Source organism: Sanguibacter massiliensis (genome assembly GCF_900240335.1).
GTDB lineage: Bacteria > Actinomycetota > Actinomycetes > Actinomycetales > Cellulomonadaceae > Flavimobilis > Flavimobilis massiliensis.
Genome location: NZ_LT964979.1, coordinates 764,201 through 791,166 on the forward strand (window position 1 = coordinate 764,201; position 26,966 = coordinate 791,166).

The following is a 26,966-nucleotide window of genomic DNA, read 5'->3' on the forward strand; positions in this document are numbered from 1 at the left end:
CTAACCGTCGTACGCCTCGAGCGCCGCGGCGGCGGCACCCGTGACGGCCGCGTGGAGCTCGGCCGGGGAGACCGCGAGGACGTTCTCGGCCTCCTCGAGGACGAGACGCACGAACCAGCCGGTGTCACGGACGACGAGATCGATCTCGAACGCACCGTCCGTGAGCTCACGGACCGCCTCGACGGGGACGGACTCGGCGATCCAGCGTGCAGGGCTCGCGAGCGCAAGCGTCGCGAGGACCGCGCCGTCCCCGGGTGCCGGCCGGAACGTCGGCGCGTCGGTGAGTTCGGGGTGCGGCGCGGCAGGGTCCTCGAGGACGGTCGCCTCGAGGATGCGGTCGACGCGGAAGCTGCGTCCCGCCTGCTCGCGCAGGCAGAACGCGACGAGGTATCCGTGGGAGTCCTCGGTCGCGAGACGCACCGGGTCGACGTCGCGCTCGGAGACGACGTCGGACGCGGAGACGTAGCGTAGCCGCAGACGCCGCCCGTCCGTGAGGGCCCGCACGAGCGCGGCACGTACCGCGACGGGCGCTGCGGCACCCAGGTCGACGTCGACGAGCGCCGCCGTGCTCGCTGCTGCGCCGGCCGCGCGCGTGAGCACCGCGAGCGTCGACGCGACCTCCGCGGCCTCACGAGGCTGCAGCTCGGGGTCGAGACCAGCGGCGAGCGTCCGCAGCGCCGCGATGAGCGCGACAGCCTCGCGCGTGCTGAGCCGCAGGGGGCGCGCCATGCCGTGGGGCTCGCGCAGCGCAACGTACCCGTCCTCCTCGTCGAGGTCGAAGTCGATGAGGTCTTCGGGGCCGTGCCCCGGCAGCCCCGCGACGAACAGCAGGTTGATGTCCTGGAGGATCCGGCGCGGCGTCACCTCGAAGCGCTCCGCGAGCTCGTCGAGCCGCCACGACGCATAGCCGGCGTCGACGACGTCGTCGCGCCCGAGGAACGCGAGCAGGCCGAGGAGCCGGACGAGACGGTCGGGTGCGTTCTCAGCCACGGTCGGCCTCCTCGTCGTGCGCTGCGCCCGGCGTTCCAAGCGGGATCGCGGCTGCGGCGCGGAGCCTGCGCGCCACCGCCTCGCGGAGCTCGTCCGGCTCGAGGACGACGACGGCGTCGCCGTAGGACGCGACGAGCCGCGCCCCCTGCTCGAGGTCGTCGAGCGTGAGGTCGACGAGGTCACGGCCCTCGGCGCACCCGCAGGCCTCCGTCGCCTCGGACGGGCGCCCCTGCGCGCGCAGCGCGGCCGCCCGGCCCGGCGTGATCGCGAGGAACGCCTCGACCTGCGCACTGCGGAGACCGAGCATCGCCTCGACGTCGACGCTCCGGGGGATCTCGAACGCGCCAGCCTCGCCGACCGTGCCGACGGACCCGTCGAACCGCGAGAGACGGAACGCGCGCGCAGCGTCGCGGTCGCGGTCCTGGCCAAGGAGGTACCAGCCGCCGCGCCTCACCGCGAGCCGCCACGGCTCGACCGTGCGGACCGCCACCTCGCCCGTGCTCGCGGCGCGGTAGCGGAACCGTACGGCGGTGCGTGAGTCGATCGCGTCGACGAGCGGGCCGTAGGCGCCGCCGGCAGCGCCGACCCGCGGGGCGAGCGCGCCGAGGCCGTGCGTGTCGACGTCCGGGTCCCCGAGCGCCCGCAGCTTCGTCACCGCGCGGCGGGACTCCGCGCCGAGCGCGCCGTCCCGCCACAGCTGGGCCGCGACGGAAAGCACGCCGAGCTGCGACGCCGTGAGATGGACGGGCGGCATGTCGTAGGACTGCATGTCGAGCCAGTAGCGGATCGAGTCCTGGAACGTGTCCTCGGACACGCTCAGCGGGAACCCGAGCTCGCGCAGCGTCGTCTTGTCGCGCTCGAAGAGCTTCTCGAACGCGTCGTCGGTGCGAGGTTCCGCATACCCCTCGACGGTCGCGCGGATCTGGGCGCGCGTGAGCCCGTGCCCTGAGTTGACGAGGGCGATGACGAGGTTGAGGAGCCGTTCGTCGGCCCGGGTGCGCGTGGACATCGAGGTCAACCGTAGCGCCCGGTACCGTGTCCGGGTGATCAGCTGGCGCGAGGGTTCTGTGGTGTCGCTCGGTCGGACGTGGCCGGGGGCGTGCGAGGCGACCGTGCGGCTCGCTGCGGGCGCGGAGGTCCGGGCGCTCGCCTACGTCGATCTTGTGGGGTCCCCGCAGGTCGGCGACCGTGTGCTGCTCAACGCCACGGCGCTCGAGCGGGGTCTCGGCACGGGCGGCTACGCGCTCGTCGTCGCACTGCCCGACAGGCTGCCGCCCGACGCCCCCGCAGGACCGGGCCACCTCGTCAAGGCGCGGTACACGCCGCTGCAGACGATGGTCCTCGGCGCCGACGAGCAGGAGTCCGAGCATCACGAACTGCTCCGGGACGCCGACGACCTCGACGCGCTGCCCGTCGTCGTCGCCGACCTCCACTCGGCGCTGCCGGCGGTGCTCGCTGGCGTGCGCGCCGCCTGGTCGGGGCCGCGCCCGCCGCGCACCGCCTACGTCATGACCGATGGCGGTGCGCTGCCGCTCGCGTTCTCGCGGACCGTCGCGAGCCTGCGTGAGGCGGGATGGCTCGACGCGTCCGTCACCGTTGGGCAGGCGTACGGCGGCGACCTCGAGGCCGTGAGCCTGCACTCGGGGCTCCTCGCGGCACGGCACGTGCTCGGCGCCGACGTTGTCGTCGTCACGCAGGGCCCCGGGAACCTCGGCACAGGCACACGATGGGGCTTCTCAGGGGTCGCGGCCGGCGAGGCGCTCAACGCGGCACACGTGCTCGGCGGGCGGGGCGTCGCGGCGCTCCGCGTCTCGACGACCGACGCCCGCGCGCGGCATCTCGGTGTGTCGCACCACTCGCTCACCGCCGTCGGCCGCGTCGCGCTCGCGCCGTCGGACGTTGTCGTGCCCACCGTCACCGACGAGGTCCCGGTCCCGGGCGGTGCCGACGCGCTGCGCGCGGCGTTCCGCGCCGCCCGACCCCTCCTCGAGGCGGGACGGCACGCTCTCGTCGACGTCCCGGCGGACGCAGCGCTTCTCGCAGTGCTCCGCGGCACCCCGGTGGACCTGTCGACGATGGGACGCGACCTCGAGGCCGACCCATGGCCGTTCCTCGCGGCCGCCGTCGCCGGCGTGCACGCGGCTCACCTCACCAGCCTCCCTCGGGCATCGCGCTGAGCCCCGTACGCTGGCACCGATGATCAGCGACGACACCACGCGCGCGCCACGGGCCGCGGACCCCGCGCAGCGCCATGCCCGCGGGACGACGACCCTTGCGCTCGTCTCGCTCGCGTGCGTCGTCGTCGGGGCGCTCGCGTGGGCGCCGTGGCAGCTGCGCTGGAACCCCGATCTCTCGATCACCCTCCCGACGAACGAAGCCTCCGAGCCTCCGCCGCCCCCGCCGACCGAGCTCGCCGAGCAGCAGCAGAACAGCAGCGACATCGTCCTGTGGGTGATGATCCTCCTCGGCCTCGTCGTGCTCGCCCTTCTCGTCGCGGTCGCGGCTCGAGCGGTCCGCACCTGGTGGTCACGACGGCCACGGCCCGTACCCGAGGCCCCCATGACGGTCGACACGATGCCCGGTCAGGTCGTGCCGTCGCGCGAGGTCGTCGCCGACGCGGTCGCCGAGGCCCTCGAGCGGCTCGACGGAGTCCCGGACCCGGCCGAGGCCGTCGTCCGGGCCTGGCTCGTCCTCGAAGAGGCCGTCGCGCGCGAGGGCGTCATCCGCCAGCCGGTCCAGACGCAGGCCGAGCTGACGTCGGACGTCCTCCGCGCGACCCGGGCCCCGAGCACCGCGACGACCTCGCTCCTGAGGACGTACGAGGCCGTCCGCTACGGGAGCGGCGGGGCGACCGCCGACGACGGCGCCCCCGCCCGTGCAGCGCTCGGGGCGATCCTCGGCGCCCCGCGCGACGAGCACCCGGAGGTGGGACTGTGACGTCGCTCCCCCGCGCACGGCTCGTGCTCGGCGCCGCGCTCTCGCTCGTCGTGCTCGTCCTCGGGCTCCTCGTCCTCGACTGGACCCACGCCCTCGTCCTCGGCGCCCTCCCCCTCCTCCACGTCGTCGTCACGCACCGGCTCACGACGACGGACGAGCCCCTCCTCGCGTCCGACAGCGTCACGCAGGCCGCCGGACGCCGCGACGAGCTCTCCGCGCTCGTCTGGTCGATGCGCTCACGCTCGGGGCTCGTCCCTCCGCGCACCATGCGGCGAATCGGCGACCTCGCCGCACAGCTCCTCGCGCTCCACGGCGTCGCGTCCGACGGCGGGTTCCCGCTCGTCGTCGCGCCGGCCGACGTCGCCCGCGCCCGCACGCTGCTCGGGGCGGGCGCTCCGACACTCCTCGACGCCGACGCACGCACCGAGACGCGTCCACGCGACCTCGACCGCTGCCTCACCGCGCTCGAGGCGCTCGACCCGACCGGTCGGCGCCTCACCGTCCCCGCGTCAGTCACGACCCGCCGCCCCGCTCAGCACGCACCGCTCCCAGGAGGATCCCGATGACCCAGCCCAGCACCACGAGCCCGCTGCCCGTCGCCGAGGTCGCACGGCTCGGCGCAGAGGTCCTCGAGGCCGTCGGCGGCGCGATCGTCGGGATGGGGCCCGCTCTCCGCCTCGCGCTCGCGACCGTTCTCGCAGGAGGGCATGTCCTGTTCGAGGACGTGCCGGGCCTGGGCAAGACCCTCGCGTCCCGCTCGCTCGCGTCCGCGCTCGGGCTCGACTTCCGACGCCTCCAGTGCACGCCGGACCTCCTGCCGGCCGACATCACGGGCTCGAACGTCTACGACCCTGCGACACGCGAGTTCGAGTTCCGGCCTGGTCCCGTCTTCACCGGCCTCTTCCTCGCCGACGAGATCAACCGGACGTCCCCGAAGACGCAGTCGGCGCTCCTCGAGGCGATGGCCGAGCGCCAGGTGACGGTCGAGGGCGTGTCGTACCCGCTCGCACGCCCATTCCACGTCGTCGCGACGTCCAACCCGGTCGAGTACGAGGGCACGTACCCGCTGCCGGAGGCTCAGCTTGACCGCTTCATGCTCCGGCTCGCCGTCGGCCACCCCGACGCCGCGGACGAGACCGAGATCATCCGTCGGCGCCTCGCGCGCCGCCGCGAGGAGGTCACGGTCACGCCGGTCGTCGACCCCGCCACGCTCCTCGCGATGCAGGCCGGCACGGAGGCCGTTGACGTCGCCCACGACGTCGTCGCGTACGCGGTCGCGCTCGTCGCGGCGACGCGCACGCACCCCGGTGTCGAGATCGGGGCGAGCCCCCGCGGCACGCAGGCACTCGTGCTCGTCGCGCGCGGCCTCGCGGTGCTCGACGGACGCACGTGGGTGACGCCCGACGACGTCAAGGCCGTCGCCGTCCCCGCGCTCGCGCACCGCCTCACGCTCACGCCGCAGGCCTGGGCGACGGACCTGTCCCCCTCGGTCGTCGTCGAGCAGGTGCTCTCCTCCGTGCCGACGCCGTCGTCGGCCGGGCACGACGTCCGGGCCTGACCGTGACGGTCCGTGGAGCCCGTCGCGCGACCGGAGCCGTCGCTCGGCTCGGGCCTGGTCTCGTCCTGTGCGTCGCCGGGCTGCTGCTGAGCCGTGCGGACGTCGTGCTCGTCGGTGCCGCCCTCGCGGGCGGGCTTCTCGTCGCACGACGGGACCTCCTCGACGTCTCCCTCGCTGTGGGGACGCCGACGACACGGGACGACACGGGCGACCGGCGCCTCGTCGCCCCCGTGACGCTCACGTCGGACGCCCCCGCGACGGTGCTCGTCCGGGTCGCGAGCCCGGGCGCAGACCCGGTCGGCGTGCTCGTCGCCGTCGACGGGGACCGGACGCTCACCGCGACGCTCCCGCTCGCACGCACCGGGCGGGTTCCCGGATTCGCCGCGCACGGCATCGCCTGGTCCGACGGGCTCGACTCCGTCGCGTTGCTCGAGGACGTCGCACCGACGGACGCGATCGTGCTCCCGGTCGCGCGACGGCTCGAGGAGGTGCCGGTCCCGCAACGGCTCCGCGGTCTCTCGGGCCCGCACGGTTCGCGCCGTCCTGGGTCCGGGGGCGACCTGCGCGACGTGCACCCGTTCGCGCCGGGAGACCGGATGCGCGGCATCGACTGGCGTGCCACTGCGCGCCGGTCGCCCGAGCTCGACGAGATCTACGTCCGTCGCACTCACGCGACGTCCGAGGCCCACGTCGTCGTCGTGCTCGACTCCCGCGATGACATGGCGCAGGACATCGCGGCCTGGACGGGCGTCGGCGAGCCGCGGCCGGACCGCCCGGGCTCGCTCGACCTCGCGCGGTCCGCGGCGGCCTCGCTCGCGACCGCGTACCTGCGCCGCGGTGACCGCGTGGGGCTCGTCGACCTCGGGCGCAGCAGGGCACAGCTGCGACCCGGTGCGGGCGAGCGGCACCTGCGGCGGATCCTCCACGCGCTCGCGCTCGCGCGGCCCGACCACGGGAGCGTCGGCCGCACGCGCGCGCCCGCGCTCCAGGCCGGGGCGACCGTCGTGCTGCTGTCGACGTTCCTCGACGACGACGCGGCCGAGGCCGCGCTCGTGTGGCTCGCGCGGGGTCACGAGGTCTGGGCGGTCGATGTGCTCCCGCCCGTGGGCGGTGTCCTGCCCGACGGCGCGTCGGGTCTCGCGTGGCGTGTCATGCGCCTCGAGCGCGCGTTGCGTCTCGAACGCCTCGCGGCGGCAGGGATCACGCTCGTCGACTGGTCTGCGCCCGCACGGGACGTGCCCGGCCCGACCCCGGAGCAGCGGCTCCGCATGATGTCACGCGTCCGTCCCGGAGGTCGGCGATGATCACCCGCCCCTCGTGGGTCGCGCGCGCGCGGCACACGCTGTTCGGCCCCGACGGCCCGGGGCGTCCGCCGCGCGTCCGGCTCGAGGGCGTGCGCACCGTGCCGCTGCTCGTGCTGCGTGTCGTCGCGGTGTTGCTCGTCGCCGGGGCGTACGCCCTTCTGGGTCCGGCGGTCATCACGTGGTTCATCCTCGGCCCCCTGCTCGTGAGCGCCCTCGTCCCGGGCGGGACGTGGGCCGTGCTCGTCGGGGTGACGATCGTGGGCGGCGCGCTCGCGGCGGGTGACCCGGGGCTGCGTTCGGCTGCGCTCGCACTGCTGCTGCCGGCAGCCGTCCACCTGTCGCTCCTCGCGGACGCCGCCTCACGTTCCGACCTCCGGGACGTCGGGGTGGACGTGCGGCTCGTCGGGCGGGCTCTCCGGTCGACGGTGCTCGTCGGCTGCGTCGTCGTCCCTCTCGTCGCGCTCCTCGCGCTCGTCGACACGGACCTGCCGGGGTGGCTCGGAGTCCTGGGCGCCATCGGCGTCGTCGGGCTCGGCGCCGTAGCGGTACGGCTCACCAGTTCCAGCCGCGCGCGCTGAGCAGGAGTTCGCGGTCGAGGCGGACGGTGTCGGGCGTCGCCGTCCCCGGGGGCGCGACCTCGCGCGCGGCACCGTCAGCGAGCATGCACGCCTCCGAGAGGAGGGCGTCGTAGGCCTCGAGCGCGACGCGCAAGTGGTGGGCGCGAGCGAGCATCGTGCGGTCCCCGTCGATCCGGCGCACCTCGGCGGCCAGCCTCGAGAGGCGCATCTGGAGGTCGAGCGCGCGGAAGGGATCCGGTTCGGGCCTGGAGTCACGCCGGCGTGCGGTGCTGACGACGAGCGTGATGCTGGCGATGGCGACCACGCACGATGCCAGTGCGATGAGCATGGCCTGCACCCCCTCGTCGTCGAGGCCGTAGGGTCATCGTAGATTCGGGTGGAACCCTCTGGAAGGGCGCACCTCTGTCATCCCATGTTTCTGCAACGTTTCTGCAACATCGCGAGTGCGTTGCAGCGTCACCTCTCGCGCGGCGGCGCGGTCTCGGCGCAGCGGAACCGCACGTTCTCGCGGCAGGCGCGGCATCCGCACCGCCGCGGCGGCAGGCCGTGCCCGCGGCAGGGGGCGTGCGCGTTGCAACGCGAGGGCCCAAGGTCATGGCAACTGGAGCCTCCGACGGGTAGCCTGCAACCCGTGACTGAGAACACCGAGAGGTTCATCTCCTCCCCCACGACCGTGGAGTCGTTCAAGAGCGAGTTCTGCCGTCAGCTCCGTTACGAGCAGGGCGTCGACCTAGTCGACGCCCGCACGGAGGACCTGTACCAGGCACTCGCGCGGACCGTCCGCTCGGCCATGGTCGACGGCTGGATCGCCACGCAGGCCTCGCACCGCGCAGCCAAGGCGAAGACCGTCGCCTACCTGTCCGCCGAGTTCCTCATGGGACCGCAGCTCGAGAACGCACTCCTGTCCACCGCCCTCACGGAGGTCGCGCGCACGGCTCTTGCCGAGCTCGAGCTCGACCTCGACGAGCTCACGGCGTACGAGACCGAGCCCGGGCTCGGCAACGGCGGCCTCGGCCGCCTCGCCGCGTGCTTCATCGACTCCCTCGCCGCGAAGTCGATCCCCGCGATCGGCTACGGCATCCGCTACGAGTACGGCATCTTCCGCCAGACGTTCGTCGACGGGCGCCAGGTCGAGCAGCCCGACCGCTGGCTCGCCAAGGGATCCCCCTGGGAGCTCGCGCAGCCCGAGAACTCGGTCACCGTGAACTTTGGTGGCCACACCGAGCAGTACACGGACGAGACCGGCGCCCACCGGACCCGTTGGGTCCCCGCCGAGCAGGTTCTCGCCGTCCCGTACAACTACATGGTCCCCGGCTTCGAGACCCGCAACGTCAACACGCTGCGACTGTGGTCGGCCAAGGCGACCGACGCCTTCGACCTGCAGATCTTCAACTCGGGCGACTACGAGTCCGCCGTCCGTCGCCAGACGGTCGCCGAGAACATCTCGAAGGTCCTCTACCCGGAGGACTCGACGCCCCAGGGCAAGGAGCTGCGCCTCAAGCAGCAGTACTTCTTCGTCGCCGCGTCGCTGCGCGACTACCTCGACACGGTGCTGCGTGACGACGACCTCGCGTCCCTCCCGGAGCGGGTCGTCTTCCAGCTCAACGACACCCACCCGGTCATCGGCGTTCCGGAGCTCATGCGCATCCTCCTCGACGAGCGCGGTCTCGGCTGGGACGAGGCGTGGGACATCACGCGTCGCACGTTCAACTACACGTGCCACACGCTCCTGCCCGAGGCGCTCGAGGTCTGGTCGGTCGACCTGCTCGGCCGCCTGCTGCCGCGCCACCTCGAGATCATCTACCGGATCAACGAGGACTTCCTCGGCCTGGTGCGCGAGACGTACCCGGGCGACGAGCTCCGCGTGCGCCGCATGTCGATCATCCAGGAGCGGCCGGAGCGCGCCGTGCGCATGGCGTTCCTCGCGACGGTCGGCTCGACGAAGGTCAACGGCGTCGCAGCCTTGCACTCGCAGCTCCTCGCAGACAAGGTGCTCGACGACTTCTCGGCCCTGTGGCCGGAGAAGTTCACGAACGTCACGAACGGTGTCACGCCCCGTCGCTTCATGCGCCTGTCGAACCCGGGCCTCGCTGGGCTCCTCGACGAGGCGATCGGCACGGGTTGGACGAACGACCTCGCGCAGCTCGCCAAGCTCGAGCCGTTCGCGGACGACGCGTCATTCCGCGCCGAGTTCCGCGCGATCAAGCAGGCCAACAAGGAGCGTTTCGTCGAGCTGCTCGCGCAGCGTGACGGCATCGAGCTCCCGGCCGACGCTCTCTACGACGTCATGGTCAAGCGCCTGCACGAGTACAAGCGTCAGATGCTCAAGCTGCTCCACGTCGTCACGCTCTACGACCGCGTCCTCAAGGGCGAGGTCAAGGCGTCCGACCTGCAGCCGCGCGTCGTTGTCTTCGGTGCCAAGGCCGCTCCCGGCTACAAGATGGCCAAGGAGATCATCCACCTCATCAACCGGGTGGCCGCGGTCGTCAACAACGCCCCCGAGCTCGAGGGTCGTCTGCGGATCGCGTTCCCGGCGAACTACAACGTCACCCTTGCGGAGCGACTCATCCCGGCGGCCGACCTCTCGGAGCAGATCTCGCTCGCGGGCAAGGAGGCGTCGGGCACGGGCAACATGAAGTTCGCGCTCAACGGCGCCCTGACGATCGGGACGGACGACGGCGCCAACGTCGAGATCCGCCAGCTCGTCGGCGACGAGAACTTCTTCCTCTTCGGCATGGACGAGCCTGCGGTGCAGGCGCTCGAGGACCGGGGCTACAACCCGACGTCGTTCTACGAGGTCGACGCCGGCCTCCGTGGCGCGATCGACCTCATCTCCTCGGGGCTGTTCTCCGACGGCGACCGCACGGCGTTCGAGTTCGTCATCTCCGACCTGCTCTACAAGGACCGCTTCATGGTGCTTGCGGACTACCGGTCCTACGTCGACACCCAGGACCGGGTCGAGGTCGCATACCGCGACGAGGACGCGTGGACCCGGTCCGCGATCCTCAACGTCGCACGCACCGGCTTCTTCACGTCGGACAGGTCGATCCAGGACTACCTGGACCGCATCTGGCACGCGCCGGCGGCACCGATCGCCTGACGAAGCCGATCCGCTCGGTCTGCGCAGACCGACGAGCCCTGCTCTCCTCCGGGAGGGCAGGGCTCGTTCGTTCTCACGTACCGCATCTGCTGCGACTGCGGACCGACGTCGGCGACGGTGACCGACCAGCCTGTCGCGTGCTTGAGCAGGCGGTGGTGGCGGCTGAGGTGCGTGAGGTTGGCCGCGCACGTCGTCCCGCCGTCCGACGACGCCGTGACGGGGTCGATGTCGCAGCGTTCCGCGCGCCGTCTGCACCCCGGGAGTCGGCAGGTCTCGTCGCGCAGCCTCACGAAGGCCGTGAGGTCGGCCGGCGCTGCGCATGTCGTGCGCGACATGTCGAGCACGATGCCGTAGGGCATTCCCGGCACCCAGTTCCCCGGCGCCACTCCAAAGACCGAGGCAGGCCCCGGGAATACGCACTCCAGCGATGTGCGCCCAGTGACGCACGCCACTCCATCGCGGGAACACGTCGACACCCCTCTTAGTTGAAGGGTAAAGTAGATGCAGATGCATGAACTTTCGACAGGCCCGACCGGCCGCAGCAGGAGGACACGATGATGCAGTTCGGGATCTTCACCGTCGGCGACGTGACGACCGACCCCACGACCGGCCGTACCCCCACCGAGCACGAACGCATCAAGGCGACCGTCACGATCGCGAAGAAGGCCGAGGAGGTCGGGCTCGACGTCTTCGCGACCGGCGAGCACCACAACCCGCCCTTCGCCGCCCCCGCCAACCCCACCGTCCTCCTCGCCCACGTCGCCGCACAGACCGAGCGGATCATCCTCTCGACCTCGACGACGCTCATCACGACGAACGACCCCGTCCGCCTCGCCGAGGACTACGCGTACCTCCAGCACCTCGCCGACGGCCGCACGGACCTCATGATGGGCCGCGGCAACACCGGACCCGTCTACCCGTGGTTCGGCAAGGACATCCGTCAGGGCGTCGAGCTCGCCGTCGAGAACTACGCCCTCCTCCACGAGCTGTGGCGCAAGGACGTCGTCGACTGGTCCGGACGCTTCCGCACGCCGCTCCAGGGCTTTACCTCCGTGCCCCGTCCGCTCGACGGCGTGCCGCCGTTCGTCTGGCACGGCTCGATCCGCACCCCCGAGATCGCCGAGCAGGCCGCGTACTACGGTGACGGCTTCTTCCACAACAACATCTTCTGGCCGATGAGCCACACCAAGCAGATGGTCCAGCTCTACCGCCGACGCTTCGAGCACTACGGGCACGGCAAGGCCCACCAGGCGATCGTCGGCCTCGGCGGCCAAGTGTTCATGCGCAAGAACTCCCAGGACGCCAAGCGCGAGTTCCGCCCCTACTTCGACAACGCGCCCGTCTACGGTCACGGCCCGTCGATGGAGGACTTCTCGGAGCAGACGCCCCTGACGATCGGCTCGCCGCAGGAGGTCATCGACCGCTACGCGGCGATGCGCGACCACGTCGGCGACTACCAGCGCCAGCTCTTCCTCATCGACCACGCCGGCCTCCCCCTCACGACCGTCCTCGAGCAGCTCGACCTCCTCGGCGAGGAGGTCGTCCCCGTGCTCCGCAAGGAGATGGCGATCGGCCGCCCTGCCGACGTGCCGGACGCACCCACCCACGCGAGCCGCGTTGCCGCCACGGGAGGCGGCCACGACTCGACCGTCTACGCCGACGCCGACGACGTCACGGGCGCCTCGCCGGCGACCGACGCACGATGATGTCCGCCCACGCCATGGCGCGCGCGACGGCCTGGGAATCGCTCTTCCGGGCCCAGGTCGCCGTCGTCCGGCACCTCGCCGCCGACGACGTCTGGGAAGAGCTCACGATGAAGGAGTACGACGTGCTCTTCACGCTCTCCCGCGGGCCCGCTGACGGACTCCGGCTCAAGGAGCTCAACACCGACGTGCTGCTCTCGCAGCCCTCGCTCTCACGGCTCGTCGACCGACTCGTCTCACGCGGACTGGTCGCCCGTCGGGCCGTCGCCGACGACCTCCGCGGCACACGTGTCGTCCTCACCGACGCCGGGCGCGCGCTCCAGCGGCGCGTCGGGCGCCGGCACGTCGCCTCGATCGACGCAGCGCTCGGAAGTGCGCTCAGCGCCGACGAGCTCACGACGCTCACCGAGCTCACCGACCGCCTCCGCAACCATGTCGCGTCCCTGCCCGCGGTTGCCCGCACGACCAGCACGAAGGAACCCTCATGACCCGCCACCTCGTCGCCCTCAGCGCAGGCCTCTCCCAGCCCTCGTCGTCGCGGCTGCTCGCCGACCGCCTGCTCGCGGCAACCTCTGCCGCGCTCGACGAGCGCGGCGTGGCGCACACGACCGAGGTCGTCGAGCTCCGCGACCTCGCACGCGACGTCACCGACATGCTCCTCACCGGGTTCGCGCCGCCCCGGCTCGCCGACGTCCTCGAGAAGGTCCGCACCGCCGACGGGCTCGTCGCCGTCACACCGATCTTCTCGGGCTCGTACTCCGGGCTCTTCAAGTCGTTCATGGACGTCGTCGACCCCGACGCGCTGCGAGGCGTCCCCGTCCTGCTCGGCGCCACCGCGGGAACGCCCCGGCACTCGCTCGCGCTCGAGCACGCGCTGCGTCCGCTCTTCAGCTACCTCCGTGCGGACGTCGTCGGCACCGCGGTGTTCGCCGCGACCGACGACTGGGGGGCGAACGGCAGCACGTACGACTCGGCGGGCCGGCTGCAGTCGCGGATCGACCGGGCAGGCAGCGAGCTCGCGACGAAGGTCGAGCACTACGCCGGCGCCGCCGAGGACGACCCCTTCGGAGACGTCGTGCCGTTCGCGGAGCAGCTCGGCCGCTGACGGAACCGACCCGTCACGCAACAGCACCCGCGGTGCCGGGCGCGCACACCGGTCCGCACCCGAGGGAACCTGGATAGGATCCCTTCAGGGCGCGCACGCGCCACCCAGAGCCGTTGGAGGAGCGATGGACACGTTTAGCACCGAGCCCACCGAGGCGAACCTCGACGACCGCCCGGTCGCCGTGAACGCCCTCATCTTCGTCGTCGTCATGGCGATCTTCGTCGCCGGGATGTGGGCGATGGGCGAGGGCATCGCGCAGCACAGCGCGCTGCTCTTCTCGGGCGGGCTGCTCGGCTCGTGCCTCGCCGTCGGGCTCGCCGTCGGCATCCGCAGGGACTGAGGCCTCACGTCACGACGACGGCGGCGGGCCCGGGGAGATCCGGGACCGCCGCCGTCGTCGTACCAGAGGCGCGAGGTCCGAGCGCGAGAGCCGAGGCAATGGCGATCGCCAGTGCTCTTCTGCTCCTGAGTGCCATGTCGTGTCCTGTCAGGTCAGTGCCGGACTCGGTCTGGGCCCGACCCTGGTGCCATCGGGAGGGCGCGCAGCGCCAGTGACGTCAAGGTGAAGGACCCGCGCGGCAGGGTGGTGGGACTCCACGGTGCACGTATGCTCGCACCCCACCGGGCACGGGTGCTCGCACCACGTGCACGCGCCGCGCACGGCGGCTCACGCCGCGGTTCGCGCCCACCTCCTCGCGCGCGCGAGGACACCGCGGCCCGGCGCCAGCAGCACCGCGAGGAGGTAGGCCAACCCCTGGGCGAGCACCACCGTCGCCCCGGTCGCCAGGTCGGCGTAGTACGACACGTATACCCCGACGACCCCGCAAGCGACCGCCACCGCAGGGGCGACGACGAGCATCCGTGCCAGACGGTCGCTGAGGAGGTGCGCCGTCGCCCCCGGGATGACGAGCATCGCGACGACGAGAACGACCCCGACGGACTGGATCGCCGTGACGGCCGTGAGCGCGAGCAGCACGAGGAGCAGCGCCCCCACCCGGCCGGGTGAACGCCCCAGCACCCGCAGCTGCACCGGATCGAACGCGAACGCCGTGAGATCGTGGCGACGCGTCAGAGCGACGATCATGACGACCACGGCGAGCGCGGCAACCTGGACGAGCTCGGCACGCGACACCCCGAGGACGTTGCCGAAGACGACGTGCATGAGGTCCGTCTGGCTCGGCGTCACCGAGACGAGGACGAGGCCGAGGGCGAAGAGTGTCGTGAAGACGATGCCGATCGCGGCGTCCTCCTTCGTGCGGCCCGTCGCGCGGACCGCCGCGACGAGGACGACCGCGCCGAGCGCGAAGGCGACCGCACCGACGGCGAACGGCAGCCCGAGGATGTACGCGAGCACAACCCCCGGTAGGACCGCGTGCGAGACGGCATCGCCCATGAGCGACCAGCCGACGAGTACGAGCCAGCACGACAGCAGCGCGCTCACCGCGCTCGACACCGAGATGACGGCGAGCGCACGCACCATGAACTCGTGCGACAGCGGGTCGAGGATCAGCTCGAGGAACGTCATCGCCGCGCGTCCCCGGTGCGGAGCCCGAAGGCCTCGGCGAGCGCGGCCGGCGTGAGCGTCGACGCGACGGGTCCCGCAGCGACGACCCTGCCCGCGAGAAGCACGACGTCGTCGGCGAGGTCGGTGACGCCCGCGAGGTCGTGCGTCGAGACGAGCACCCCTGCGCCCTCGTCGGCGCGAGCGCGCACGATGTCGACGAGGAGCTCGGCCGACGCAACGTCGACGCCTGCGAGGGGCTCGTCGAGGAGCAGTAGGCCAGCCTCCTGGACGAGTGCACGCGCCACGAGGACGCGGCGGCGCTGCCCGCCCGAGAGCGCGCCGATCGGCCGCCGGGCGAGATCCGCGAGGCCCACCCGTGCGAGGGCCTCGGCGACCGCTGCCCGGTCGGCGGCCGTCCGCCGTCCGAGCAGCCCGCGGGGGGCGGGGCGTCCCTGGGCGACGACGTCGGCGACCGTGAGCGGGAACTGCCGGTCGACCGTGTCGTCCTGACCGACGAACGCGATCTCCCGGCGCCTGCGTGCCGCAGCGGCGTCCGTCCCCCCGACCGTCACGGTGCCCGACGTCACGTCGACGCCGCCCGTCACGGCCGCGAAGAGCGTCGACTTCCCCGAGCCGTTGGGCCCCACGAGAGCCGTGACCCGGCCCGGTGCGACCGTGAGGTCGACGTCCGTGAGCGCTCGGGCCTCCCCTCGGACGACGGTGAGCCCGCGCACCTCGAGGGCTGCGGGCGTGAGCGGTGCCGAGGTCATGGGGCTCCTCCCGAGAGACCGGCGACGATGAGGTCGACGTCGTGGCGCAGCAGGTCGAGGTACGTGGGCACGGACCCGTCGGACGCCGAGAGCGAGTCGACGTAGAGCGGACCGACGAAGCGGGCACCGGTCGACTCCGCGACCCGCTGCATGGGCGACGGGTTGACTGTCGACTCGCAGAACACCGCCGCGACCCCGCGCTCGCGGACGAACGTCTCGACCTCGGCGACCTGCTGCGGGGTCGCCTGCTGCTCGGCGTTGACCGCCCACAGGTAACGTTCCTCGAGCCCGACGTCGGCAGCGAGGTAGGAGAACGCCCCCTCGCACGTGACGAGCGCACGGGCTGCGGGCGGGACGGTCGCGAGCCGCGCGACGAGCTCGTCCCTCAGCGTCCCGAGCCGGGCTGCGTACGTCTCGGCGCGCTCGCGGTAGGCGTCGGCGCGGTCAGGGTCGAGCTCGGCGAACGCCTCGGCCGCGCGGCGTGCGTACGACGCGCCTGCGGTCGGGCTCATCCACGCGTGCGGGTTGGGGCGCCCCTCGGCCTCACCCCGGGCGATCGGGATCGTCGCGATGCCGTCGGAGAGGGTGACGCGTGGGACGTCGAGGCCGTCGACGAAGCGCGCGAACCACGCCTCGAGGCCGAGCCCGTTGTCGAGGACGAGGTCCGCGCCGGCGGCGCGTCGGAGGTCGCCGGGCGTCGGGTCGTAGCCATGGATCTCGGCGCCGACCTTCGTGATGGACGCGACGCGCAGGTCCCCCCCGGCGACGTTGCGCGCGATGTCGGCGACGACGGTGAACGTCGTGAGGACGAGCGGACGCGGGTCGTCGGCCTCTGCTTCTCCCGGCATGCCGCACGCGGACAGGAGCGCGGCCGCGACGAGAGCTGCCGCTGCGACACGCGCTGTCGCACAGCGCGGGAGTCGAACGTGAGCCATACCCACAACCTAGATTTCGGGAATCCGAACTTCAAGCCCGGCGGACGCCACGGGTGCGAGCACGAACGCTTCTGTGACCAAAGGATCACCGTTCGCAGGTAAGACCGAGCCCTGCTGTGTACCATCGGCGATGGCGCGACCGACCAGGTCGCTCGGCGACCCGGTCGCCGCCCCAGGGGGAGACGGAGAGATCATGAGCTTCATGGACAAGCTGCGCGGGCAGCTCATCGACATCATCGAGTTCCTCGACAGCTCGCGGGACACGATTGTCTGGCGCTTCCCGCGCCAGGGCAACGAGATCAAGAACGAGGCGAAGCTCGTCGTCCGCGAGGGCCAGGTCGCCGTCTTCGTCAACGAGGGTCGGCTCGCGGACGTCTTCGGCCCGGGCACCTACACCCTGTCGACGCAGAACCTGCCGATCCTCTCGACCCTCAAGGGCTGGAAGCACGGCTTCAACTCGCCGTGGAAGGCCGAGGTCTACTTCGTCACGACCCGCCAGTTCACCGACTTCAAGTGGGGCACGCAGAACCCCGTCATGCTGCGCGACCCCGAGTTCGGCGCCGTCCGCCTGCGCGGATTCGGCACCTACTCGCTCCAGGTGACCGACGCGGCCGCGCTCCTGCGCCAGCTCGTCGGCACCGACCCGAACTTCCGCACCGAGGAGATCGGCGAGTTCTTCCGGCAGAACATCGTCGGGGCCCTCGGCCCCGCGCTCGCCCACGCGCAGGTCGCCGCGCTCGACCTTGCCGCCAACCAGAACGTCATCGCCGGCCGGCTCGCGACCGAGCTCACGACGAGCCTCGCCGAGTACGGCGTCGCCATCACTCGCTTCGTCATCGAGAACATCTCGTTCCCGCCCGAGGTCGAGGCCGCCCTCGACAAGAAGACCCAGATGGCCGTCCTCGGCAACATGCAGCAGTACACGCAGTTCCAGGCGGCCAACGCGATCGAGACCGCCGCCGGGAACCCCGGCGGCGGGGGCGAGGGCATGACGATGGGCCTCGGGCTCGCCGTCGGCCAGCAAATGGCGCAGACGCTGGCAGGCAGCCAGGCCCCTGCCGCGCCCGCCGCGCCGGCGGCAGCCGCTCCCCCGCCGCTGCCCGGGGCTGGCGCGCCCTGGTTCCACGCGACGGGTGGCGCCCAGTCAGGCCCGACGTCGCTCGCCGAGCTCGGCAGCCTTGCAGCCTCGGGCTCCTTGACCCGGGAGACGCTCGTGTGGCAGGACGGCATGGCCGCGTGGACCGCAGCCGGCTCGGTTCCCGCGCTCGCGTCGCTCTTCGGCGCCGTGCCGCCGCCCCTGCCGCCCGCGACCCCGGGAGCCTGAGCCGATGAGCATGCCTCCCCCGTTCCCGCCGCAACCCGAGGACACAGCGTCAGCGTCGGCGGAGGACGCCGCGCTCCTCGCGACCCGCTGCCCCGGCTGTGGCTCGCAGCTCGGCTTTGCCGCAGGCACCTCCTCGATGCGCTGCCTCATGTGCGGCTACTTCGCCGAGATCGCCCACGACCCGGATGCGAGCGTCGACGAGCACGACTACGAGGCCTGGGCCGCGATCAACGCCGGCCGCGCCGTCGCGAGCCTCGGTGGCCACGTGCTGCGGTGCGAGGGCTGCGGTGCGACGACCGAGTCGACCGCGATCTCGACCGCATGCCAGTTCTGCGGTGGACACCTCGTCGGCATCACCCCGACCGAGGGTGTCATCCCGCCCGAGGCGGTCGTCCCGTTCGCACTCGACCAGGCCGCGGCGCGCGCCGCGTTCACGAAGTGGGTGACCTCGCGCTTCTTCGGCCCGCGCGCGCTCAAGGACGTCGACGCCGAGGAGTCGCTCCGCGGCACCTATCTGCCGTACTGGACCTTCGACGCCCGCACGACGAGCGAGTACGAGGGCCAGCGCGGTGACGACTACACGGTGAAGGTCGACGACGACCGCACGGAGACCCGCACCCGCTGGTCGCACCGGTCCGGCACCGTCCGTCGCAGCTTCGACGACATCGTCGTCCCCGGCTCGGCCCAGCTCACCCCCAAGGAGGCGCGCGGCGCCGGGAGCGCGGACCTCGCGAAGGCCCAGCCCTACCGGGCCGAGTACGTCGCAGGGTTCTCGACCGTGCGCTACGACGTGGATCCGCCGCGCGGGCTCGAGACCGCCAAGCAGGTCATGGCCGGTGTCATCCGGGACGACGTCGAACGGGCCATCGGCGGGGACCGCCAGCGCATCTCGCAGATCCGCACCGCGTACGCGGCCGTGATGTTCAAGCTTGTTCTCATGCCCTTCTGGATCGCGACGTACATGTACGCGGGCAAGCAGTGGCAGGTCGTCATCAACGCGTCGACGGGCAAGGTCACGGGCAAGCACCCGGTGAGCGCGGTGAAGGTTGCGCTCACCGTCGTCGGCGGCCTCGTGCTCCTCGTTCTCGCGTTGTATCTCTACTCGCGCACGCGCACCTGACGCGAGCCTCGCGCACGCTCGGAGGAGCCGTGCACCCCGTCCGGGGTGCACGGCTCCTCCTCGTTGCCGGGGGTTCAGCGCTTGAGACCGCCGATCCACTTTTCGGACACCGCTGCTACTCTCGGACGCACTGACACGGGGTGCCCCTTTCGCGGGGGCTGAGATCACACCCGTCGAACCTGATCTAGCTCGTACTAGCGAAGGGATGTCACGATGCTTCGTGCGCCGTCGACCCTGCTCACAGCCGTCCCACGTGCACTCGAGGAGGTCCGCGCCGCCGGGCCCCTCGTCCAGTGCCTCACCAACACGGTCACCGTCAACCTCGTCGCCAACACGCTCCTCGCCCTCGGAGCCGCGCCCGCGATGGCGGACCTGCCAGGCGAGGCCGGGACGCTCGCGGGCGTCGCCGACGCCGTCTACGTCAACCTCGGCACGCCCGGTGCCGAGCAGCGCGCCGGCATGCTCGAGGCGGCCCGCGCGTGCGACACGCTCGAGCGCCCCTGGGTGCTCGACCCTGTCGCCGTCGGTCCGCTCGCACTCCGGACCACCCTCGCCGCGCAGCTTCTCGAGCTGCGTCCGACGGTCGTCCGCGGCAACGCCTCCGAGATCCGTGCGCTCGCCGGGACGGACGGCGGTGGCCGTGGCGTCGACGCGACGCATGATGTCGAGGACAGCCTCGACGCAGCGCGCGCCGTCGCGGCGCGCACGGGCGGCGTCGTCGCGGTGTCCGGACCTGTCGACCTCGTCACCGACCGCACGACGGTGGTGCGGGTCGCGAACGGCCACCCGCTCCTCACCCACATGACTGGCGGCGGCTGCGCGCTCGGCGGCATCGTCGCCGCGTTCGTCGGCGTCCACGACGACACGCTCGAGGCGACGGTCGCCGCGTGCGGCGCCTACACGGTCGCGGCCGAGCGCGCTGCCCAGGCTGCGACGGGTCCCGGCTCGTTCGCGGTGCGTCTGCTCGACGAGCTCGCGCTGCTCGACGCACCGACGCTCGCGGAGGCGGTGAGGTTCGCGTGAGGCCCTTCGACCTGTCGGTCTACCTCGTCACCGACGCCGACGCGGCGGGCCGCGCTGGACGCGACCTCGTCGCGACGGTCCACGCGGCTGCCGCGGGCGGCATCACGGCCGTCCAGGTGCGGGACAAGCGGGCGTCTGCGCGCGAGCTGCTCGAGCTCACGCTCGCCCTAGCGCGCGTCGTCCCGCCGCACGTCGCGCTCCTCGTCAACGACCGCGTCGACGTGTTCTGCGCCGCGAGGCGCCGCGTCCCAGGTCTCGCGGGGGTCCACGTCGGGCAGTCCGACCTGCCGCTCATCGACGTGCGCGCGCTCGTCGGCCCGGACGTCGTCATCGGCGTCACGGCCTCGACCGACGCGCACCTCATGGCTGCCGCGGCGTCCGCCGCGCGCGTCGACTACGTCGGCATCGGCACCGTGCGGGCGACCGCGACGAAGCCCGACGCCCCCGCTCCGCTCGGCATCAACGGCATCGTCCGCCAGGCCGCATCCGTCGGCGTGCCCGCGGTCGCGATCGGTGGCATCCGTCTCGACGACGTCGCGCCGCTGCGCGCGGGCGGGCTCGCGGGCGTCGCGGTTGCGTCGGCAATCTGCGCAGCAGCCGATCCCGCCGCGACCGCGCAGGCGTTCGCTGCGGCCGCGCGGACGGGGGCGGCCGCGTGACCGCGCCCGGGCGCGGTACCGTGCCACGCGTCCTCACGATCGCCGGCACCGACCCGACAGGAGGTGCCGGACTCCACGCCGACCTCAAGTCGATCGCCGCGCACGGTGGCTACGGGATGGGCGTCGTCACGGCCCTCGTCGCGCAGAACACGCAGGGAGTCCGCGACGTCCACACCCCTCCGGCCGGGTTCCTCACGACGCAGCTCGACGCCGTGAGCGACGACGTGACGATCGACGCCGTGAAGATCGGCATGCTGGGGTCCGTCACGGCCGCCGCCGAGGTCGCCGCCTGGCTCGTGCGCGTCCGCCCGCCAGTCGTCGTCCTCGACCCCGTCATGGTCGCGACGAGCGGCGACCGGCTGCTCGAGCCCGATGCTGAGGACGCCGTGAGGTCGCTCCTCGCGAACGTCGACCTCGTGACGCCCAACCGGCCCGAGCTCGCGGTGCTCCTCGGCGAGCCCGTCGCTGCGACGTGGGAGGAGGCGCTCGACCAGGGCCGCCGGCTCAGCGTGCGCAGCGGGGTGACGGTGCTCGTCAAGGGCGGGCACTTCCCGGGGGACGTCGTCCGCGACGCCCTCGTTGACGCGACGGGCGTCGTCGACGTCGTCGAGGGACCGCGCGTGCGCACGCGGTGCACGCACGGCACCGGGTGCTCGTTGTCGGCCGCTCTTGCGACGCTGCACGCGCACCATGGCGCGTGGGTGCCCGCGCTCGCCGAGGCGCGCGCGTGGCTCACGGAGTCGCTCGAAGCAGCAGACCTGCTCGACGTCGGTCGGGGGCACGGGCCCGTCTCCCATCTCGCGTCGCTGTGGCGCACGGCGGCCCCACGGACGACGGCGGCACGTGTCGCCGCCGAGTGGTGGGACGAGATCGCGGTGGTGCGCGCCGAGACCGACGCGTTGCCGTTCGTCTCCGCGCTCGCCGACGGTTCCCTCTACGAGGACGCTTTTCTCTGGTACCTCGCGCAGGACGCGTTGTACCTGCGTGACTATGCGCGTGTGCTCGCGCACGCGAGCGCCCTCGCGCCGACGCCCGACGAGCAGGCGTTCTGGGCGAGGTCGGCGCACGGCGCGATCGCGGCCGAGGTCGAGCTGCACGCCTCCTGGCTCGGTGGGGTGCAGCTCTTCGACGCCCGGCCGGCCCCGACGACGATCGCGTACGTCGACCATCTGCTCGGGCTCGCCGCGCGGGGAGACTACGGGCCGCTCGTCGCAGGGCTGCTGCCGTGCTTCTGGATGTACGTCGACCTGGGCGAGCGGCTGCTCGCCGGGCTCGGCCCGTCGCACCCGTACGCGCGGTGGATCGAAACGTACGGGGACCCGGCGTTCCGGGCGTCGACGGACCGGGCGATCGAGATCGTCACGACGCTCGCCGCCTCGGCGGGCCCGGCGGAGCGCGAGGCCATGCTCGAGGCGTTCCGCCGGTCCGCGCAGCACGAGCGGGACTTCTTCGCGGCGCCCGTCCTCGCGCGCCCGGCGCCGGAACGCGTGCGCGTCTGACGTCGGCCGCCGCCCCGGGCGGGGTCGGCGGCCGACGGGGTCAGCCCTTGACGCACAGAAGGGTCGTGAGCCGGGCGACGACCTCGACGAGGTCCGACTGGGCGGCGACGACCGCGTCGAGGTCCTTGTACGCGCCGGGGATCTCGTCGACGACTCCCTCGTCGTTGCGGCACTCGACGCCCGCGGTCTGTGCCGCGAGGTCGGAAGCCGTGAACCGCTTGCGCGCGGCCGTCCGCGACATGCGGCGCCCCGCGCCGTGGGACGCTGACCAGTACGAGGCGGGGTTGCCGAGTCCGCGGACGACGTACGAGCCGGTGCCCATCGACCCGGGGATGAGGCCGAGCTCGCCCGTGCCGGCGCGGATCGCTCCCTTGCGGGTGACGACGAGCTCGGTGCCGTCGACGGTCTCGGTCGCGACGTAGTTGTGGTGGACGTTGACGGCCTCGTCGAACGTCGGCGCGGCAGCAGCGAGGTGCGTGCGGAGGACGTCGACGACGAGCGCCATCATGACGGCACGCGAGCGTGCCGCGTACTCCTGGGCCCAGCGCAGGTCGGTGAGGTATGCGTCCATCTCGGGTGTGCCGCCGAGGAAGACGGCGAGGTCGCGGTCGACGGGCCCGTCGTTGTGCGGCAGTCGCTTGGCGATCGCGACGTGCTGCTCGGCGAGGGTCTTGCCTTCTCCGGACTACCGGTGCTCGGGCGGCCGGTCGGAGTCAGGCGCAGCAGCTCGTGGGGAGCGCTGAGCGGAACAGGCCGGCCGCGATGCGCAGGGACTCGGCCATCGTCAGGTAGGGCGCCCACGTGTCGGCGAGGTCGTCGACCGTGAGGCCGAACTTGATCGCGTAGGTCGCCGCGAGCATGACGTCCCCAGCGCCGTCGAGCGCTGCATGCACGCCCAGAACCTTGCCAGTGTCCGCGTCGATGACGAGCTTCAAGACGCCTCGGTCCTCCCGGTTGACCAGCGCGCGGGGGATGTCGCGAGCGTCGAGCACTCGGCAGGCGCACCTGTGTCCGACCTCCAGGGCTTCCGCTTCGGTCAGTCCCGCGCTGGCCAGCTGCGGGGTGGTGAAGACGACTCCGGGAAGCCCGCGGTAGTCCACGCTGGCTGGCTTGCCCAGCGCGCCAGCCGCGGCGACGTGCCCTGTCTGGGCGGCGACGTACACGTACTGCGGCGAGCCGGACACGTCTCCGGCGGCGAAGATCCGAGGGTTCGTGGTCCGCTGCTGGTGGTCGACCCGGATGAAGCCTCGCGCGTCGGTCTCCACGCCAGCCGCCTCGAGGCCGAGGGCGCTGGTGTTGGCTGAGCGCCCGGTTGCGATCAGCATCGTGGTGGCGACAACCTGTGCGCCGCTGTGGGTGGTGACCAGGACACCTGCGGGGTTGCGGGCTACCTGCGTGGCGCGTTCCTCGAGAACCGTGATGCCCTCATCGGCGAACGTGCCCCTGAGTACGTCTGCGGCCTCCGGCTCCGCACGCGGTGCGAACCGTCCGATGAGAGTCACCTTGACGCCGAGTCGCGACCAGAGCTGGGCCTGTTCGAGACCCACGTAGCCAGCGCCGATGACGACCATGGACACAGGGAGGTGGTCCTGGTCCATCGCGCTGGTGGACGTCAGGTAGTCGTTGTCAGCGATGCCTGGCAGGTCCGGGATGTTCGGCGCTGCGCCTGTCGCCACGACGTACGCAGACGCCTTGAACGTCTCGCCCTCGACCTCCAGCGTGAGTTCGTCGCGGAACCGCGCGTGCCCGTACAACACGGGGAACCCGTGCGCCTCGGCCACGCTGGCGTACTTGGCCTGCCGCAGGTGGTCGATGAGTTCCCGCTTCTGGGCCAGGAGAAGCTCCATGTCGACCCGGCCGTGGGTGGTCGACACGCCAGCGAAGGGCGTCGTGGCGGCGCGGTGCAGCTGCCCAGCGGCGGCCAGCAAGTTCTTGCTCGGCACGCACCCGACGTTCAGGCACGTACCTCCGAGGGGACCGTGCTCGACGAGGAGGACCGACTTGCCGCGGGACCTCGCTTCGATGCCTGCGGCCATCGCGGCCCCACCGCTGCCGATCACGATCAGGTCGTACTGGTTCATGTCCGCTCCTCTGCGGTTGCTCTCCTGCTTCGGACGGTAGGGGTTCCAGTGCAGTGGAAGGTCAAGAGGTACTGTGGAGTGTGCGCATCGGGGAGTTGGCTGCAGTCGCGGGTCTGAGCACCAAGGCGATCCGCTTCTACGAGACGGCCGGGGTACTGCCCGAACCGGACCGCCTTCCGTCGGGCTACCGGGAGTACGACGACCGCGCCGTCGAACGACTCGCGTTCGTGCGGGCAGCACAGGCGGCCGGGCTGACCCTGTCGGAGATCGCGCAGGTCATCGTGGTCCGCGACAGCTCCGGCGCACCGTGCGCGCACGTGACAGCCCTCCTGGCTCGACGGGCAGCCGAGCTGGAGGAACGGATCGCCGAGCTGACGACCCTTCGCGAGCAGGTGCTCACGCTGCGTGACCGTGCCGCCGATCTGGATCCGGCGGCGTGCGACGAGGGCGCGGTGTGCAGCGCCATCGGTGACCCTGTGTAGAGCTGCGCGTTCCTCAGGGCTTGAGGCGGGGGCCGGGGAGTCCCAGGAAGGTCGGGCCGGCTCCGGCCCCGTCCAGCCGTTCCATCCGCTCGATCTTCTCGACGGTGGCCTGGAGGGTCACCGTCAGGCCCTCGACCTCGCCGAGCCATCCACGGTCCCGCGCCTCTGCGATGCGCTCACGGAGGTTGTCACGGATCTCCTGGAACCGGGGAAGCTCCGAGGGGTCGGGACGCAGCAGGCTGCACCTTACGCATGCGTGCTCGTGTTCGCAGGCGGATCCCCAGGCGCGGCCACACGTACCGAGGCTGAGCTTGCGCTCGACGAAGTGTCGTTGGAACGCGTCCCACTCGTCTTCGGTGATGTCGCGTTGGTCCGCGCCAGGTCGAACGGCTCGGCGGTGGGCGATGAACTGGCGGTGGGCGTTGATGACGTCCTTGGGGTAGACCGCGGCGTAGATCGAGGTCGTCTCGACCGACTCGTGGCCGAGGATCGCAGCGATGACGTGCACGGGGACGCCGCTGTTCTGAGCGTCCGTCGCGAAGATCCGACGCAGGTCGTGGGGCCGGATCGTCAGCGGCTTGCCGTTCGCCTTGCGGAGCCCGGCCCACTCTCCCGCCCGGTCCAGGACGCTGTAGATGTACTGGTAGCTCAGCGCGGCGTACCGGGCGCGCTTGCGCTGGAAGAGCAGTGGTGCCGGTGTCTGCTCGACGTGCTCGTGGTTGTCGTACCTGCTGGTCAGCGGCAGTGTCCCGTCCGGCTGGCGAAGGCGGGTGATGATGCGGGCAAGGACATGGACCAGTTCCGGGGAGGCGGCGAGGAGTCGCTCGGAGCCGGACTTTGACGGGTACACGTGCAGCAGGGGCACGACCTCGCCGGACTGGGGGTTGCGCCAGGACTGGATGGAGAACTGGTCCAGCTCGAGGAGCTCTTCGATGCGCAGGCCGGTCTGGTGCAGCAGGTGCACCGTCGCCCAGGCCCAGAACGCCTCGTCCTCCAGTGCGGTCAGGTTGATGTCGGCGGCCGACGAGCGTGCGGGTGCGGTCATCGGCCGGAGCACTACGTGCTTGGCACCGATGCGACGGCAGGGCACGCCTTCGTGGTCGGTCACATCGCCCGACGCGAGCGACGATGCGGCTGCCAGCCAGCCCTCCACCCGCTTGAGCCGCTCGTCAACAGCACGCAGTAGGCGAGGCAGCTCCGGGGCACGCTCGCGCGTACGGTGGTGGGAGCGCGCCTTGTTCTCCTTCTGCTGCTTGCCGTACCCCGCGACGTCGGCTTCGATGATCGGGGATGGGGCGACATGGGGCGCCCAGACCTCCGGCTCGTGGTGAGCCCACTGGGCGATGTCGAGGTACATCGCCCGGACCTGCAGCATGACGTTGAACCGTGAGCGCCGCTCTGAGCCGTCAGCTTTGACTGCGAGCCTCGCCTTCCACTGGGACGCCACCTCGGGCCTCAGCGCCAACGTCGTGGTCTCCGGCGAGTGATCCTGGATGTCGCGCCAGAACAGCCGGCACAGCACGTCGCTCAACGCTCGCAGCGTGGAGTAGTCCAGCGCGCCTTCTCTCGCCGACAGGTAGAGCACCAGCAGGTCGGGAACGGGGCCAGGTCGTAGGTCGTGACGTGCGACGAGCTCGGCGGGGCTGAGCCGACTGCGCAGCAGGGCGAGGCGCAACGTGTCCGAGGGGTGGTCGAGGTGGCCCATCTCGCGCAGGCAGTCCCAGGCGTGGTGCTGGCCGGTGACCTTCACCCGCGTGCCCGTCGCACGCATCTCGTAGAGGGCTGCCTGGTAGCCGAGGACGTCCGCGCCGTTCATCTGCGCAACGGACTTGCCGGTGTGGCACGCGATGTGGGCGAGCACGACTGACGTGGCCTGGTTGTCGAGCGCCGAGGTTCCCAGTGTCGCGTAGGTCGCGAGCAGTCGCTCGTACGACGCAGGGTCGCGCAGCTGCAGGATCAGCGACCACGTCTTGAACTGGTTGCCCTTGCACCATGCGTAGCTCGGACGGATCAGGTCCATGGCCAACGCGAGGTGCATGCCGTAGGAGCGCTCATCCGCCCGGGGGTTGACTCGCTTCCACAGGTGCGGGTCTTGCTCGCGTCCGGCTGAGGCCCAGCGCTGCTGCCACGTGCCACCCTCGGCGCTTGCGAGGTGGGTGAGCAAGGCGGCCAGGCCGCTGCGCCGGCGCCAGGACTTGTCCAGTGCGTCGGCGATCGGACCGGCCGTGCGCAGTGCCTCGCTGGCGGTGAGGCGCGCCGCCGGCCAGTCGCCGTCCGTCACGTACGCATGGAGG

At 72.0% G+C, this 26,966-nt stretch carries 26 protein-coding genes, 1 pseudogene and 1 riboswitch; of the genes and pseudogenes, 17 read left to right on the top strand and 10 right to left on the bottom strand.

Annotated features, from left to right (window positions below):
* Together C1729_RS03605 and C1729_RS03610 are read right to left on the bottom strand one after the other, a co-directional pair.
* The gene (locus C1729_RS03605) at nt 1-990 is read right to left on the bottom strand and encodes a helix-turn-helix transcriptional regulator (RefSeq protein WP_102508705.1); all 990 of its coding nucleotides are present in this window, start codon (nt 988-990) and stop codon (nt 1-3) included.
* Nucleotides 983-1,999, bottom strand: coding sequence for a helix-turn-helix transcriptional regulator (locus tag C1729_RS03610; RefSeq protein ID WP_102508707.1), 1,017 nt, complete (start codon nt 1,997-1,999; stop codon nt 983-985). Before C1729_RS03610 ends, C1729_RS03605 begins: the two co-directional genes overlap by 8 nt.
* Before the next feature lie 34 nt (nt 2,000-2,033).
* On the opposite strand from C1729_RS03610, the gene C1729_RS03615 reads away from it, so the two are divergent.
* From C1729_RS03615 to C1729_RS03640, 6 genes are read left to right on the top strand one after another with little or no spacing between them, the layout of a single operon-like run.
* A complete protein-coding gene (locus tag C1729_RS03615; protein WP_102510492.1) occupies nt 2,034-3,167 on the top strand; it encodes a DUF3866 family protein in 1,134 nt (377 codons plus the stop codon).
* Nucleotides 3,168-3,186: 19 nt separating this feature from the next.
* Nucleotides 3,187-3,927 (top strand): DUF4129 domain-containing protein, encoded by a 741-nt coding sequence (locus tag C1729_RS03620; protein ID WP_102508709.1) that lies wholly within the window; start codon nt 3,187-3,189, stop codon nt 3,925-3,927.
* The gene (locus tag C1729_RS03625) at nt 3,924-4,493 is read left to right on the top strand and encodes a hypothetical protein (protein ID WP_102508711.1); all 570 of its coding nucleotides are present in this window, start codon (nt 3,924-3,926) and stop codon (nt 4,491-4,493) included. Before C1729_RS03620 ends, C1729_RS03625 begins: the two co-directional genes overlap by 4 nt.
* Nucleotides 4,490-5,485 (top strand): AAA family ATPase, encoded by a 996-nt coding sequence (locus C1729_RS03630; RefSeq protein ID WP_102508713.1) that lies wholly within the window; start codon nt 4,490-4,492, stop codon nt 5,483-5,485. Before C1729_RS03625 ends, C1729_RS03630 begins: the two co-directional genes overlap by 4 nt.
* Before the next feature lie 2 nt (nt 5,486-5,487).
* Nucleotides 5,488-6,789 (top strand): DUF58 domain-containing protein, encoded by a 1,302-nt coding sequence (locus C1729_RS03635; protein WP_242493700.1) that lies wholly within the window; start codon nt 5,488-5,490, stop codon nt 6,787-6,789.
* The gene (locus C1729_RS03640) at nt 6,786-7,367 is read left to right on the top strand and encodes a hypothetical protein (RefSeq protein WP_102508715.1); all 582 of its coding nucleotides are present in this window, start codon (nt 6,786-6,788) and stop codon (nt 7,365-7,367) included. Before C1729_RS03635 ends, C1729_RS03640 begins: the two co-directional genes overlap by 4 nt.
* Here C1729_RS03640 and C1729_RS03645 read toward each other — a convergent pair.
* Nucleotides 7,342-7,695 (bottom strand): hypothetical protein, encoded by a 354-nt coding sequence (locus C1729_RS03645; RefSeq protein WP_129590660.1) that lies wholly within the window; start codon nt 7,693-7,695, stop codon nt 7,342-7,344. The two genes, C1729_RS03640 and C1729_RS03645, sit on opposite strands and share 26 nt — an antisense overlap.
* Nucleotides 7,696-7,998: 303 nt before the next feature.
* On the opposite strand from C1729_RS03645, the gene C1729_RS03650 reads away from it, so the two are divergent.
* The 5 genes from C1729_RS03650 to C1729_RS03675 all read left to right on the top strand — a co-directional run bounded on the left by C1729_RS03650 (nt 7,999) and on the right by C1729_RS03675 (nt 13,615).
* Nucleotides 7,999-10,467 carry a glycogen/starch/alpha-glucan phosphorylase gene (locus tag C1729_RS03650; protein ID WP_242493701.1) on the top strand — a complete coding sequence of 823 codons (2,469 nt, stop codon included), beginning with the start codon at nt 7,999-8,001 and terminating at the stop codon, nt 10,465-10,467.
* A gap of 557 nt (nt 10,468-11,024) precedes the next feature.
* Nucleotides 11,025-12,173, top strand: a complete 1,149-nt coding sequence (locus C1729_RS03660) for an LLM class flavin-dependent oxidoreductase (protein ID WP_102510494.1) — start codon at nt 11,025-11,027, stop codon at nt 12,171-12,173.
* On the top strand, nt 12,170-12,658 hold the full coding sequence (locus C1729_RS03665) for a MarR family winged helix-turn-helix transcriptional regulator (protein WP_102508723.1): 489 nt from the start codon (nt 12,170-12,172) through the stop codon (nt 12,656-12,658). Before C1729_RS03660 ends, C1729_RS03665 begins: the two co-directional genes overlap by 4 nt.
* On the top strand, nt 12,655-13,275 hold the full coding sequence (locus C1729_RS03670) for an FMN reductase (RefSeq protein WP_102508725.1): 621 nt from the start codon (nt 12,655-12,657) through the stop codon (nt 13,273-13,275). The genes C1729_RS03665 and C1729_RS03670 overlap by 4 nt, the downstream gene beginning before the upstream one ends.
* Nucleotides 13,276-13,399: 124 nt before the next feature.
* On the top strand, nt 13,400-13,615 hold the full coding sequence (locus C1729_RS03675) for a hypothetical protein (RefSeq protein WP_102508727.1): 216 nt from the start codon (nt 13,400-13,402) through the stop codon (nt 13,613-13,615).
* 4 nt (nt 13,616-13,619) lie between these two features.
* Here the strand turns inward: C1729_RS03675 and C1729_RS15175 are convergent, their stop codons facing one another.
* The 4 genes from C1729_RS15175 to C1729_RS03690 all read right to left on the bottom strand — a co-directional run bounded on the left by C1729_RS15175 (nt 13,620) and on the right by C1729_RS03690 (nt 16,484).
* On the bottom strand, nt 13,620-13,751 hold the full coding sequence (locus C1729_RS15175) for a hypothetical protein (RefSeq protein ID WP_277985802.1): 132 nt from the start codon (nt 13,749-13,751) through the stop codon (nt 13,620-13,622).
* Between the two features lie 191 nt (nt 13,752-13,942).
* Complete coding sequence (locus C1729_RS03680; RefSeq protein WP_102508729.1) at nt 13,943-14,800, bottom strand: metal ABC transporter permease; 858 nt, start codon at nt 14,798-14,800, stop codon at nt 13,943-13,945.
* Nucleotides 14,797-15,549: a metal ABC transporter ATP-binding protein gene (locus C1729_RS03685; protein ID WP_102508731.1), complete on the bottom strand. Its 753-nt coding sequence runs from the start codon at nt 15,547-15,549 to the stop codon at nt 14,797-14,799. The genes C1729_RS03680 and C1729_RS03685 overlap by 4 nt, the downstream gene beginning before the upstream one ends.
* A complete protein-coding gene (locus tag C1729_RS03690) occupies nt 15,546-16,484 on the bottom strand; it encodes a metal ABC transporter solute-binding protein, Zn/Mn family (RefSeq protein ID WP_102508733.1) in 939 nt (312 codons plus the stop codon). The genes C1729_RS03685 and C1729_RS03690 overlap by 4 nt, the downstream gene beginning before the upstream one ends.
* 193 nt (nt 16,485-16,677) lie before the next feature.
* On the opposite strand from C1729_RS03690, the gene C1729_RS03695 reads away from it, so the two are divergent.
* The 5 genes from C1729_RS03695 to C1729_RS03715 all read left to right on the top strand — a co-directional run bounded on the left by C1729_RS03695 (nt 16,678) and on the right by C1729_RS03715 (nt 22,109).
* On the top strand, nt 16,678-17,808 hold the full coding sequence (locus tag C1729_RS03695; protein ID WP_102508735.1) for an SPFH domain-containing protein: 1,131 nt from the start codon (nt 16,678-16,680) through the stop codon (nt 17,806-17,808).
* A gap of 4 nt (nt 17,809-17,812) precedes the next feature.
* Entirely contained in the window at nt 17,813-18,928 is a 1,116-nt protein-coding gene (locus C1729_RS03700; protein WP_102508737.1) for a hypothetical protein, read from the top strand.
* A gap of 126 nt (nt 18,929-19,054) precedes the next feature.
* Nucleotides 19,055-19,151, top strand: a riboswitch (TPP riboswitch).
* Nucleotides 19,142-19,951 (top strand): hydroxyethylthiazole kinase, encoded by an 810-nt coding sequence (thiM, locus tag C1729_RS03705; RefSeq protein ID WP_102510495.1) that lies wholly within the window; start codon nt 19,142-19,144, stop codon nt 19,949-19,951. Its footprint overlaps the riboswitch before it by 10 nt.
* On the top strand, nt 19,948-20,610 hold the full coding sequence (gene thiE / locus C1729_RS03710; RefSeq protein ID WP_102508739.1) for a thiamine phosphate synthase: 663 nt from the start codon (nt 19,948-19,950) through the stop codon (nt 20,608-20,610). Before thiM ends, thiE begins: the two co-directional genes overlap by 4 nt.
* Nucleotides 20,607-22,109: a bifunctional hydroxymethylpyrimidine kinase/phosphomethylpyrimidine kinase gene (locus C1729_RS03715; protein ID WP_242493702.1), complete on the top strand. Its 1,503-nt coding sequence runs from the start codon at nt 20,607-20,609 to the stop codon at nt 22,107-22,109. The genes thiE and C1729_RS03715 overlap by 4 nt, the downstream gene beginning before the upstream one ends.
* Before the next feature lie 40 nt (nt 22,110-22,149).
* On the opposite strand, the pseudogene C1729_RS03720 reads toward C1729_RS03715, so the two are convergent.
* Together C1729_RS03720 and merA are read right to left on the bottom strand one after the other, a co-directional pair.
* Nucleotides 22,150-22,785: pseudogene (locus C1729_RS03720) on the bottom strand (RtcB family protein); the annotation flags it as partial.
* Nucleotides 22,786-22,822: 37 nt separating this feature from the next.
* On the bottom strand, nt 22,823-24,190 hold the full coding sequence (merA, locus tag C1729_RS03725) for a mercury(II) reductase (RefSeq protein WP_102508743.1): 1,368 nt from the start codon (nt 24,188-24,190) through the stop codon (nt 22,823-22,825).
* An 80-nt stretch (nt 24,191-24,270) separates the two neighbouring features.
* Here merA and C1729_RS03730 point away from each other — a divergent pair, with 80 nt between their 5' ends.
* Entirely contained in the window at nt 24,271-24,672 is a 402-nt protein-coding gene (locus tag C1729_RS03730) for a heavy metal-responsive transcriptional regulator (RefSeq protein WP_102508745.1), read from the top strand.
* A gap of 13 nt (nt 24,673-24,685) precedes the next feature.
* Here C1729_RS03730 and C1729_RS03735 read toward each other — a convergent pair whose 3' ends face one another.
* Nucleotides 24,686-26,953: a tyrosine-type recombinase/integrase gene (locus C1729_RS03735; protein ID WP_165375410.1), complete on the bottom strand. Its 2,268-nt coding sequence runs from the start codon at nt 26,951-26,953 to the stop codon at nt 24,686-24,688.
* Nucleotides 26,954-26,966: the final 13 nt, after the last annotated feature.